Raw genomic sequence first — 13146 nt, forward strand, 5'->3', positions numbered from 1 at the left:
TTATAGCTCAATATCAGCGTGTCGTGCAGCGTGGCAGTTAATATTCACCGCAACAGGAAGCCCGGCAATATGTGTGGGATACCACTCTACATTGACCTTAAATGCCGTTGTCGTGCCACCTAGCCCTTGTGGTCCAACACCCGTTTTATTCGCAATCTCAAGGAGCTCTTCCTCAAGCTTAGCATATCGCTCATCGGCGTTTTTAGAATCTATCTCACGCACTGCGGCTTGTTTTGCTAAAAGAGCAGCTTTTTCCATTGTCCCACCAATCCCTACACCAATCACCATAGGCGGACACGCATTTGGTCCAGCAAGTTTAACCGCTTCTGTAAAAACCTTTTTCACCCCCTCAATACCATCAGCAGGAACAAGCATTTTTAAAATACTCTTATTTTCACTTCCAAAGCCTTTAGGGCAGACTTTTAAATGCAGTTTATCACCCCTTACAATGCGTGTATGAATCACAGCAGGAGCGTTATTTGTGGTATTTTTACGCTCATAGAGTGGCTCGGCTACAACCGACTTTCGTAAATAGCCATTTGTATAACCCTCTTTAATCCCTTCATTAATCGCATCTTCAAGGTAACCCCCGACGATATGCACATCTTGCCCAATCTCCACAAACACCACGGTCATTCCCGTATCTTGGCAGATAGCCATCATATTTGTTTCGGCAATTTTTCCATTTTCCATTAGTGTGTTAAGGATATTTTTCCCAAGCGGGGACTTCTCACTTTTGCTTGCAGCGACAAAAGCACGCTTAATATCCGGTGTTTGGATACAGCACGCATCAATGGCAAGTTTGGCAACAGCAGATTTAATATCTTCAAACCGCACTTCTCTCATTACTTCCTCCTTAAATGTATTTGAAAACAGCAGAATTCTACTACCCCAAATGTAAAAAACGCTTTAAATAAGCTTTTTTGCTTATATGAGATTCAAATACTCAAACCAAAGGTAGCAAAAAGCCTTCTTTGTGTTTTTAAAAATACAAAGTCAAATACTTACTTAAAATATTCTTAGCTTAGTTTAACCCATTGCTTCTTTTAAACTCGCAATATCGCTCTTTTTCTTCCCAAACTCTACAATTTTCCCGTGGAATCTCGCAAAAATCTGCCCCAAACTTATATCATCTATCTCACCCTTATACAGCTCAAGCACAGAATCTAGATTATCCCTTATCCCACACTCACAAAACTCCCTTAGCTCCTCATAGTCATCTATCTGTCGCCCCAACGCACATAAAAGCTTATAAGTATATTTATCTACCACCATATATTCCCGCAAACACGCATAATTCAAAATGCTATACGCACTCTCTAAGCCTATGCCCTTTTGTGCTAAAAGCCACTCCAAACTTACAGATTCTACAAATGCGCTAAAACTCCCAAAATCGCGGACAATCGCAGCAGCAAGATTCACAATCCGCACAGACTTTTGCTTTTGAAATCCATTGATATGACTTTCAAGCACATAAGGTTCTAGCCTAGCCACAGACACAAGATTAGATTCACTTTTGCTACTCTTTTCTAAAATCCCAGCTTTTCGCATAGAATCTAGGCTTTTTTCCACCCTGCTCCATTGCGTATTTTGCGTTAAAATACTGCCCAACACCACATCAAAGCTACCATAGCCCTCCCACCACCAACTAGGCAATCCGCTTAATAGATTCTGCTTTTTTAACGCCATAAATAAATCAAAACTTGAATCTAGCATTGTTTTTCACTCCCCTTTTCTTTTATTTACCAAAAAATGCTTCAATCAAAGCCCTTGCCTCCACACTCTGCGGAGTTTCAAACACATTCTCACTCCTGCCATATTCCACCGCCACGCCCTTGTGTAAAATCAGCACTTCATCACTCAACTCTCGCAAAATCTCCAAATCGTGCGTGATAAATATATAGCTCACCTGCATTTTCTCTTGTAGTTCTAATAAAAGCGTGAGTATGAGCTTTTGAGAGCTTTTATCAAGGGCGGTTGTTGGCTCATCAAGTAACAAAATCTTAGGCTCTCTTACAATGGCTCTAGCAATAGCTACGCGTTGCTTTTGCCCCCCGCTTAGTTCAAAGGGATAAGCGTGAGCCAAGCTAGAATCTAGCCCTGTCATTTCTAACGCCCACGCGATTTTTTCCCTATATGCTTCATTGGGGAGCTTTCCCAAAGCTTCTTTAATAATATCGCCAACACGAAACCGCGGGCAGAGTGAAGAAAAAGGATCTTGAAACACCATACTGATCTGCTTTCGCAAAAGCTTCACATCTGCCTTTGTGCGTTTAACCTGCCTTTCATTAAGATATAACTCCCCTTTTGTCTCAAGTAAATGCAAAAGCCCTAGGGCAAGGCTAGACTTGCCACTGCCAGATTCCCCGGCGATTCCTAGAATCTGCCCTTTTTTCAGGCAAAAGCTTAATGGGGATAGAATCTGCTTATAAGTGCTTGTGAAAAATCCCTGCTTTTTTACCCCCACGCTTAAATCCTTGGCTCTTAGCACAATGTCTTGTTGTGTAAAATCTTGGCTTGTTTGTGTGAGAGCTTTGCGTTTAGGGAGCCTTAAAGATTCAATTAAAAATCGCGTATAGGAATGCTGTGGGGCGTTAAAAAGCTTTTCACTCAAAGCAGATTCTATAATCTTGCCTTCTTTTAACACCACAACCCTATCGGCAAATTCACGCACAACGCCCAAATCGTGGCTAATAAACACAATCGCACTTTGCTTGGCTAGGCTTGAGAGTAGCTCCATAATTTGCCGCTGCACCAGCACATCTAGGGCAGTCGTAGGCTCATCACAAATCAGCAATTTTGGATTATTCACAATACTCATAGCAATGGCTACGCGTTGCTTTTGCCCCCCGCTTAGTTCAAAGGGATAAGCGTGAGCCAAGCTAGAATCTAGCCCGATTAATGCTAAAAGCTCTGCTAGTCGCTCTTTTGATTTGTTGTGTAACGCCTTGCCCTTAAGATTGGGGTAAAGCTCATTAGTGTGGAGATAAAAGCTCTCCATTATTTGTTTGCCGACTTTATGCAGGGGATTAAGGCTTGAAAGCGGCTCTTGTGGAATATAGGCAATGTCCCTGCCACGCAGAGATTCTAGCTCTTTTTGCGTGAGTGTCGCTAGATTTTTATTCTCAAACTCCACACTACCACTTTGCAAAGCAATATGCGGATTAAGATTCAAAATAAGTTGAGCTAACATACTCTTACCCGAGCCAGATTCTCCAACTAACGCCACTTTCTCGCCGGGCTTAATGTGTAAGCAAATATCTTGCAAACTAAAACGAGTAGAATGCAGAAAATGAGCATTAAGATGAGAGATGTTTAGCATTACACGCCTTGCTTTGAATCTTTTGAATCTAGGCTAGATTCTCGCCTAGCTTCTTTAATGTGAGCTTTAAGATGTGCTTTAATATGCGGATCAAGTGCATCACGCAACCCCTCGCCGATAAATACAAGGATTGAAAGCAACACACACAAAGCCAAAAACGCACTTATGCCTAAATGTGGCGAAGTGAGATTGTTTTTACCTTGGGAAAGCAACTCACCCAAACTCGCACTTCCAACCGGCATACCAAAGCCCAAAAAATCAAGGCTACTTAGCGTTACAATGCTTCCTGTCATAATAAAAGGTGTGAAAGTCAAAGTCGCACTCATCGCATTAGGCAAGATATATGAAAAGATGATTTTTATATCACTCACTCCCATTGCGTGAGCGGCTTTGACATACTCTAAATTCCTAGCCTTTAAAAATTCAGCTCGCACAAGATTCGCAAGTAAAATCCACGAAAACGCCCCTACCACGCACAGAATCCACCAAAAGCTAGGCTCAAACACACTTGAGATGATAATAATCACAAATAAAATAGGTACAGCATTAAAAATCTCTATCATTCTTTGTCCCACCAAGTCTAAAGCCCCACCATAATACCCCTGCAACGCTCCCACCACAACGCCTATCACCACACTACACACACTTAAAATAAGAGCAAAAATAATGGAGATTCTATATCCATAAAGTAGCCGACTTGCTACATCTCTTGCCTTATCATCTGTGCCAAGCCAATGCTTAGAATCTGGGGGCGTTGGGGCTTGAGCGTCTAAATCCATAATAATACTATCATAGCTATAAGGGATAATCGCTCTTAGCACAAAGGCGTCTTTAAGTAGCTCATCTCTCACATAGCTATCAAGGTAATCACAAGGCGTTTGAAAATCCCCACCAAACGCACTCTCTGGGTAATCCACAAACACAGGAAAATACATCTTAGAATCTTTATAGATAAAAAGTGGCTTTTCATTAGCGATAAACTCCGCAAAAAATGCTACACACAAGCAACACAAGAAAGATAAGCAAAGAGTAAAACGCGCGTTTATTTTGCTTAAACACCGCCCAACGCAGTTGTAAATTGCTCCGCTCCAAATTGCTTGGCTTTATGGATTCTATATGCGTAGATTTTATGTGTTTTTGAATCTTAGACATTTTTACTTCCAAAGTGAATCCTAGGATCAATAAAGCAATACAAAATATCACTAATAATGCCTATCACAAGGGCTATAAAGGTAAAAATATACAATGTCCCAAACACCACGGGATAATCGCGATTTACCACACTCTCATAGCCTAACAGCCCAAGCCCATCAAGGCTAAAAATAATCTCTATAAGCAAACTCCCGCTTAAAAATGCCCCTACAAACACCGCAGGGAATCCACTCACAATCAAAAGCATCGCATTGCGAAAAATATGCTTATACAAAATATGCTTTTCACTTCCGCCCTTTGCCCTAGCACTCATCACATAGCTTTTATGCATCTCTTCTAAAAAGCAATTTTTACTTAGCATACTCAAAGTCGCAAGCCCACCGATAGAAATACACAGCACCGGCAAAAATAAATGCCATAAATAATCTACAATCTTTTCAAAAACGCTTAAAGATTCAAAATTCTCACTCACTAGCCCACGCAAAGGGAAAATATCAAAATAGCTCCCCCCACAAAATAGCACCACAAGCACCACCGCAAACATAAACGCCGGAATAGCATTTAGCACCACAATCACAACGCTACTTAGCACATCAAACTTTGAGCCATTACGCACCGCCTTTGCAATGCCTAATGGAATGCTGATAAGATAAATCAGCAATGTGCTAAAAACACCTAGAGAGATAGACACAGGGAGTTTTTGAGCGATGATTGATAACACGCTTGATTGTGCGTAAAAGCTCTCGCCAAAGTCGAAGCACACAAAACGCCATAGCATTTCAACATATCGCTCACTTAAAGATTTGTCAAAGCCATAGAGCTTTTTTATCTCTTCAATAAGTTCAGAATCTAGCCCCACAGAGCCTTTGTAAAGTGTATTTGAGCCTGTTGGGGCTTCGGTAATTTGAGAGAGATTTTCCATTTTAGCGATACTTTGCTCCACTGGACCGCCCGGGGAGAGTTGCATAAGTAAGAAGTTGATAGTCATAACTCCCAAAAGTGTGGGGATAAGCAACAACAAACGCTTGAATATATAGTCTAGCACCGCTTTCCTTTAGAATCTAAGAGTTTAAAGCCATATTGTAGCAAAATGAAGATAAGTTTTTGTCATCGCAAACCTTGCGAGTTTATCCTTATCAGCACTTTGTCCTACCCGCTCCGTATTTTGCCTCTAATGCCTCGGCAAAAAACTCTTTTTGCGTTTTTGGAATCTTATCGGGGTGGTGGATTCTCATATGTTCCACATATTTATCATAGCTTGGCATACCCACCAGCAAGTGAAAGAATCTATCACTTCGCCGATAGAGAGCTTTAAGCCTAGCAAATAGTTTTTTCACTTTTTTACACTCTCTTTTTAGAATCTATAACTATACTGCAAAAGTAGCCTATGCGTTGAGTTTTCTGGCTCATAGATTGCTGTGGGAGCACTTGTAATGCTACTGCTTGTTCGCATAGGATCTGCTGCACCAATGTGCCAATACTTATACACTAAGCGGATAGACCGCACTGTAGAATCTTCACCATAATATGTGCGACCGATAAAGACACTTAGTCCAAAGCCATTTTTTTGCGTTACATAATAATCATCATTGAATCCATACTCCGAGGCGGTGGAGAGATGATTACCAAAAATTAAATACCGATAGCCTAAGCCATAGTTTAACACACCTTTATTGCCTATATGTGCTTCACCCTCAAGCTCAAGCGGCACATACAAGTAGCCTTGAAGTCTATCCATTGCCATAAATTCTGTGCGGTTGAAAAAATAGCCCAAACCACCTTGGAGATACAAACTCGCCTTTTGAGAATATTTCAAAAGATTATATCCGCCCCTTAGCTCCACATCACCAGCAAACACACCCATCATACTGACAAGCTTTTGCCCATTCCTTTGTGTATTGTCTGTATCAAGTATGCTGCCTGTGTAGATTCCAAGTGCATACCCAAGCCTTGCACTCCCCTCAAGCTTTATTCCCAAAGGATTTACCAAGCCAAGCTCCCCCATAAGCCCAAAAGTTGCGGTATCTATTCTCATTACCCTAGAGCCATCACGCCCTACTTCGCCATAATGATGATAGCCCGTATAAAAGCCCAAAGAGCGATACAAGCCACTTTTCATAAGGCTTTTTTGACTGCCATAAGCGATATATTCTTCATCTGCTATGCCTTCTATCACGCCAAATATGCCAAAACCCACACATAGCATACCTAGCACACAGGCTTTAAATTGAGTTAAGATTCTAGTTTTCATCACAGCACCTTCTAAAACCCAAAGCCCACGCGTAAGCCTACAAAGCTTGTGTGGGATTTAGGATAATGGATTGTAGCAGTTGCATTCGCTTTTACACCCGGCGTGGTAGAATCTGCTGACATACTGACATTGACGCTTGAAGATGCACCTAAGCTTTCAAATCTCGCATAAAGCTGAGTAAAGAAAAAGGAAGTGGCATTCACATAATACCGAAGCCCCAGCACAAAACGCAGAGCATTTTGCCCTCCATCAAATGTAAGTTTATGCTGTGCATTTCCATCGCCATACACAACTGCCGCACCACTTGCAGCCAAAAGCACATCATACGCAGCAATGTATTCTAGCTTTACTTTATGATTTAAGGCTACATCACCGCGTAATTCTAAAGGCAGATAAGTCCCACTAAACTCCCCCATAACAGGCATATTGACATAGCCAATCGCCCCAACAGATTCACGCAATCCTATGCCAAGATAGAGCGGGTTATCCCTTGTGCGTGTGATGAAGTAATAGCCCAAGCCAAAATTAAAATCAATATTCAGCCCCATACCCCCACGCACCGGTGCTGTGCTTAAAAATTCAGAACCCGCAACAGGAGCAATACCATTAAGATTCCCAGCACTGCCACCAAGACCTACAAACATATTATGTGCGAAGCGATTATCATAAATCGTCTCATACTCATAATAAATCATCGTATGTGCGGCGTTAAACTCACTCTTTCCAGCCTTGTGATTAAACCACGCCTCCTGAATCCCAATCCTATCAATGCTCTCACGCCCCTGTAATAAACACAGAGAGATTCCACACAGCAAAAAAATATACCTTTTCATCTCAAACCTCCGCATAAGTCCTATATACCTTTATTCCATAGATTGCCTTGTAACTTTTTTTTGTGATCACAACATTTTATATAAAAAAAAATATAATGAGCCTTACGCCTACCCTACATTATTTCAAAACGATACAGGATTTCACATTTTTTCACTTTACATTGAGCTTAACAGAGTCTTTATGGATTTCCGCCCCGTAAGATAAGCCTAAAAGCCACTCCTACAAAGGCGGAGATTCTAAGCAACTAAGCTTAGAATCATAAGCAAGAATCTAAAAGGCAGAATCTAACGCACTTTTAATGTGCTCCTGCCATACGCCCTTCAAAATCACTTGCCTTGCGATATGGACTTTCAGCCATTGGGAGTTTCTCTCCATTAGCACAACGCCAACAAATCATCACGCATTTAATCAAAATCAAACAAGTAACCACCATAAACAAGCCACAAAGCAAAGCATTGATGAGATTATTATTTGCAATAGTAGCAAATTTTGCCGCTTCAGCTGTAAGGTTTGCAATGACACTTTCATCTGTTGTTTCTTGAATCTTTTGCATAGTTGCCGCTGCCTTTTGGCTATTAATCTGCCATAATGCTATGTGGCTTACCGCATCGTGCACCTTTTCACCATTTGCTGGGAGAAGTTTTAAGATTCCAGCATAGAGCGTGCTAATAAGCACCCAAGCTGCCGGGACGATAGCTACCCAAGCTTGTTTTGCTTTACCCATTTTGAAAAGCACCACAATCACGGTGAGCAACGCCATTCCCGCTAACATTTGATTAGAAACACCAAAGAGTGTCCAAAGTGATTTTACCCCACCTTGTGGGTCTGTAACACCTTGATAAAGGATATAACCCCAACCAGCCACACAAATTAATGTCGCCACGACACCCCAAAACATTGAGTGAATGTTACCAATAGGCTTATACACATTCCCTAGCACATCTTGCACCATAAAGCGTCCTGCTCTAGTCCCCGCATCAACAGCAGTAAGAATAAACAACGCTTCAAACAAAATCGCAAAGTGATACCAAAATGCCATAGAGCCTTGATTGAAAAGTGGCACTTGAGAGATGATGGTCGCTAGTCCAATAGCAAATGTCGGCGCTCCACCGGTTTTACTTAGAATCGTTGGCTCTCCTACTTCTTTTGCCATACCAAGAATGTCTTCAGGCGTGATGACAAAGCCCCAGCTATTAATCGTCTGTGCAGCAATGGCTGCTGCTTCTGCGACATCTTTTACCCCAGCTGTGCCAAGTGCTGCAGGAGCGACATTGATTGAAAAATAAAGCCCGGGGGTGAGAATCACCGCTGCGATAAGTGCCATTACAGCCACTGCAGATTCCATAATCATAGAGCCATAACCCACCATTCGTGCGTGAGATTCTTTCTCTAGCATTTTTGGCGTTGTCCCACTTGAGATTAAAGCGTGGAATCCGCTAATAGCCCCACAAGCAATGGTGATAAACAAGAATGGGAAAAGCTGTCCGCTAAAGACAGGTCCTGTGCCATCAATGTATTTTGTAACGCTTTCAAATCGCACTTCAGGCATAACCACCAAGATTCCACCTGCCATAAGCACAATAACACCAATCTTTAAGAATGTGCTAAGGTAATCACGCGGAGCAAGTAAGAACCACACCGGCAAAATCGCCGCAACAAAGCCATAAACTATCATTACATAAGTGAGTGTTACAGGAGAGAGTGTGAAAATCTCTGCTAACTGCGGATTTGCCGCAACATCACGCCCATAATACAAGGCTAAAAGCAAAAGGGTAAAGCCAATAACACTTGCTTCACCAATCTTGCCCGGACGCAAAAAGCGCATATGCAAGCCCATATAAATGGCAATGGGAATTGTCATAGCGATTGTGAAAAGTCCCCACGGAGATTCAGCCAAGGCATTTACCACCACAAGAGCCAAAATCGCAATAATCAACATCATAATGCCTAGAATCCCAACCATTGCGATACTTCCAACACCCTTACCTAGCTCAAGCTTAATGATTTCACCGATAGACTTACCATTCCTACGCATAGAGATAAAAAGCACGGTAAAGTCGTGAACCGCCCCAGCTATCACAACACCCACAACAATCCAAATCATACTTGGCAAATACCCCATTTGTGCCGCAAGGATAGGACCAACAAGCGGACCAGCCCCAGCAATAGCAGCAAAATGATGTCCAAAAAGCACGATTTTATTTGTCGGCACAAAATCGCGTCCATCATTATTCACAACCGCAGGTGTCGCACGATTATCATCAAGCTCTAACACCTTAAAAGCGATGTATTTAGAGTAATAACGATACGCTATGGCATAAATACATACCGCCGCTACCACAATCCACACTGCTGAAATGCTTTCACCCGTATGCAGAGCCAAAATACCAAAGCAGTAAGCACCAATGAGCGAAACAATCGCCCACAATCCTATGCTAAGAATCTTATTCATAACACTCCTTTATTTTGTAAGATGGATTATGGCTCTAAGTCTAAACACTTCAAACTTAAAGGCTATCACGCAATAAAATAAATGTTTGATTTTTTTGAAAAATATGGCAGTTTAGTAACATCATTAATATGAGAAAATTCTATCTGTTTCATTTTGTAATGATTTTTGCGTGATTTTGTGGCTTTTACGCAGTTTGCCTTAAGCTATGCTGGAATAGAATCCGCGGATTTTATATGGTGGGAGCATTAGGGTAGATGGTAGTATGACAAATGCCGCAGATAGTAGCCTTATCTTTGGCTCATATAATGGTAAGCTAGGACAACTCATCGGCAATGTAGATAATCAAGGCAAGATTCAAGTAGATATTGCCAGAGCAGAACTAGGCTCACATCAGCTTATCACAGGCACATTAAGTGGAAATACAAATATAGAGATTCTAGCTAGTGGGGGCAAAAGTGAGTTTATAAACTCTAGCTCACAAGGCAATGGCTCTATCAAGCTTGAAAAGAACACCCAAGCTATTGATACCTTTCTCCAAAGCCTAGATAAAAATCAAAACAGTATTCTAACAAGCCTTGAAAGTAATTTAGAGCAAGATTCAAAGAGCCTTTATACTTATGGCGATAGGGCGTTTCTCACAAATTTGAGTTCCAATATTGACACTTCTGTGAATATACTAAGCACACAAGCCCCTAGCTTAAGCCTTTGGAGCATTATGCAAAACACCACATTGCCCCTTATCTATCAGCCGCCGATGAAAAGATTTTCATTTAATCTCACTCCTTTTGTCTCAAATGCAAGTAGTGCAAACCTCTCCACCCCACTTTATGGCACAAGCCTAAGCACTTCAGTGCAACACAATGCGTATTCTCTCAGTGTATTTGCCACTTATGCAACTTCTCAAGGCACAAGTGCTTTAAATTCTACACAAACCTACCTTAACTCAACCGCATCGCTTATCGGCACATATAGCAAACTCACTTTCCCAAAGCTTAAGCTAACACTCCTTGCTTATTATGGTAACACACAGCATAAAAGCAAACGCGAAGTCTTTTTTAGCTCAAGCACCTTTCAGGGCAAACTCTCCTACAACGAGCTAGGATTGCAAAGCACACTTGGCTATCCTATAAACTATCACAGATTCTATCTTAAGCCATTTTTAGGGCTTTCTTACACGCTTGGTACGCAGGGGGAATTTGCTGAATTTCAAGCAAATAATGCAACTATGCCAACACTTTCTCTTAAAGCCCAGCAACACCACACGCTAAGTCTCTTGCTAGGCACTCAAATGTGTTATTATTTTGGATCTCGTCATATTCTCTTTGGTGGGCTAAATCTACAATATGTCCCAACCTCTACCTCGCAGACAACAGCCTATTTTGGCAATTCACCACTTTACTTTACAAACCCGCAAACGCTTGGCTACACACTTCATTTAGGTGGCTCTGTGCCTTTACATAAACACATCTCACTTAGCCTTTATGCCCTATACGCTCAATCTCACACGCAATTTAAGACATATTCAGGCACACTCAATCTTTCATATTATTTTTAATATTGCCCAAGCTATGCTAGAATACGCCCTATCCACCTATCTCATATCACTTAAGGAATACATAAGCTTATGGTAGAAGTCCTAGCTAAAATTATCGCCAAACGATCACAAGATATCGCCACAAAGGGCTTAGACTTTGGACATACTATCCCACAAAATAGAATCCACCCACTTATCCCACCAAAGCTAGATAAGCCACTCATTATCACAGAGATTAAACGCGCCTCGCCTTCAGCTGGGCATATAGGGGATATACATTCAGTTACACATTTAGCACAGAGCTATCTTAATGGCGGAGCTTCAGCCATATCTGTGCTGTGCGAAGAGCGACATTTCAATGGGAGTTTGAGAGATTTAATGCAGGTTAAAGCTACCTATCCAAATGCCTGTGTTTTACGCAAAGATTTTATACAAGATTCACAAGAGATTGAGATTAGCTATCGTGCTGGGGCGGATATGGTGCTGCTTATTGCGGCGATGTTTATTGATGAAAAAGATGGCTTTTTGCAACTTCAAAAGATTTATGAAAAATGCCTATCTTTTGGCATTACGCCCTTACTTGAAGTGCATAATCAAAGAGAGATTGACTTTATCTCTCCATTGCAACCCGCCCTTGTGGGTGTGAATTCACGCAATCTCCACACTTTTGAGATTGATATACCCTCCGCTTGTATCTTGCGACAATCTTTACAAGATTCTCTGCCCACAAGCAAAGTCATTTTTGAATCTGGCATAGATTCAGCTTCAAGTGGCTTTATGGTAGGCTCTCTAGGCTTTAATGGATTATTATGCGGTAGCTACCTTGTAGCTCACAAAAACCCAACTCACGCTATTCAATCACTTAAAAAAGCCTTTGAGCTTGGCTTTACGCAAAAGCCACGATTCTGTAATGATGTGTTTCACAAATGGCACAGAGAAAAGATTCTTATTAAAATATGTGGTATTACAAGCCTTGATGATGCCCTGCAAATAGGCGAGTTAGAAACTTATGGTGGGGTGGATATGTTAGGCTTTATTTTAGCTAAAAACTCTCCGCGTTTTATAGAATCTAAGCAGATTCAAAACATAGCAAAAGCCCTGCAAAAGCTTTATCCGCATATTTTACGCATAGCTGTGGTGAATGATAAACACTCCTTAAACACCGCTAAAACGCTGTATAAAGAGGGTTATATTGATGGGATTCAGCTCCATAGCCTTAATCCACAAACACCAAAAATGTATGCCAACACTTCGCTTGAAGACGCCCTGTATTGCTACTATGTAGCACAAAATGTAGAGAATTTAGAGGATTTTAGCAAGGAATACGCAGGGGCATTCTGCCTTATAGATTCTAAAAGTATTCAAGGGGGAGGCTCTGGTAAAAGCGTGGCAAAAGATGTGCTTTTATCGCTTAAGGAGCGGTATTTGTGCGTTGCTGGGGGCATTAATCCGCAGAATCTAAAAAGCTTTCTAGCACTCAAACCCTCTCTACTTGATATAAACTCTGGCGTGGAAAAATCCGCAGGGCTAAAAGATATAAACGCAATTCAGCAGATTCTTAACACACTAGAATCTAGCCATAACCCTAAAGCAATATAATC

General features: G+C 41.4%; 10 protein-coding genes and 1 pseudogene. 2 read left to right on the forward strand and 9 right to left on the reverse strand.

What is annotated here, in order from left to right:
- From HCN_RS05600 to HCN_RS05645, 9 genes and pseudogenes are all read right to left on the reverse strand, one after another.
- Entirely contained in the window at positions 1-846 is an 846-nt protein-coding gene (locus tag HCN_RS05600) for a fumarate hydratase (protein ID WP_002956507.1), read from the reverse strand.
- A gap of 183 nt (positions 847-1029) precedes the next feature.
- Positions 1030-1716, reverse strand: coding sequence for a 3-methyladenine DNA glycosylase (locus tag HCN_RS05605; RefSeq protein ID WP_002956506.1), 687 nt, complete (start codon positions 1714-1716; stop codon positions 1030-1032).
- A 22-nt stretch (positions 1717-1738) separates the two neighbouring features.
- Positions 1739-3322 carry an ATP-binding cassette domain-containing protein gene (locus HCN_RS05610; RefSeq protein WP_014667570.1) on the reverse strand — a complete coding sequence of 528 codons (1584 nt, stop codon included), beginning with the start codon at positions 3320-3322 and terminating at the stop codon, positions 1739-1741.
- Positions 3323-3402: 80 nt separating this feature from the next.
- Positions 3403-4414, reverse strand: a pseudogene (locus tag HCN_RS05615) (ABC transporter permease); the annotation flags it as partial.
- Positions 4415-4466: 52 nt separating this feature from the next.
- A complete protein-coding gene (yejB, locus tag HCN_RS05625) occupies positions 4467-5519 on the reverse strand; it encodes a microcin C ABC transporter permease YejB (protein ID WP_002956503.1) in 1053 nt (350 codons plus the stop codon).
- 91 nt (positions 5520-5610) lie between these two features.
- On the reverse strand, positions 5611-5811 hold the full coding sequence (kcuS, locus tag HCN_RS05630; RefSeq protein WP_002956502.1) for a KCU-star family selenoprotein: 201 nt from the start codon (positions 5809-5811) through the stop codon (positions 5611-5613).
- Between the two features lie 17 nt (positions 5812-5828).
- Positions 5829-6725, reverse strand: coding sequence for a hypothetical protein (locus tag HCN_RS05635; protein ID WP_014666827.1), 897 nt, complete (start codon positions 6723-6725; stop codon positions 5829-5831).
- An 11-nt stretch (positions 6726-6736) separates the two neighbouring features.
- Positions 6737-7558, reverse strand: a complete 822-nt coding sequence (locus HCN_RS05640; RefSeq protein WP_231997469.1) for a hypothetical protein — start codon at positions 7556-7558, stop codon at positions 6737-6739.
- A 296-nt stretch (positions 7559-7854) separates the two neighbouring features.
- A complete protein-coding gene (locus tag HCN_RS05645; RefSeq protein WP_014666829.1) occupies positions 7855-10011 on the reverse strand; it encodes a carbon starvation CstA family protein in 2157 nt (718 codons plus the stop codon).
- Between the two features lie 262 nt (positions 10012-10273).
- On the opposite strand from HCN_RS05645, the gene HCN_RS05650 reads away from it, so the two are divergent.
- Both HCN_RS05650 and trpF read left to right on the forward strand, forming a co-directional pair.
- Positions 10274-11566: an autotransporter outer membrane beta-barrel domain-containing protein gene (locus HCN_RS05650; protein WP_014666830.1), complete on the forward strand. Its 1293-nt coding sequence runs from the start codon at positions 10274-10276 to the stop codon at positions 11564-11566.
- 69 nt (positions 11567-11635) lie between these two features.
- Positions 11636-13144 (forward strand): bifunctional indole-3-glycerol phosphate synthase/phosphoribosylanthranilate isomerase, encoded by a 1509-nt coding sequence (gene trpF, locus HCN_RS05655; protein WP_002956496.1) that lies wholly within the window; start codon positions 11636-11638, stop codon positions 13142-13144.
- The last annotated feature ends 2 nt before the right edge of the window (positions 13145-13146 follow it).

Origin of the sequence: Helicobacter cinaedi PAGU611 (assembly GCF_000284635.1) — a bacterium.
GTDB lineage: Bacteria > Campylobacterota > Campylobacteria > Campylobacterales > Helicobacteraceae > Helicobacter_C > Helicobacter_C cinaedi.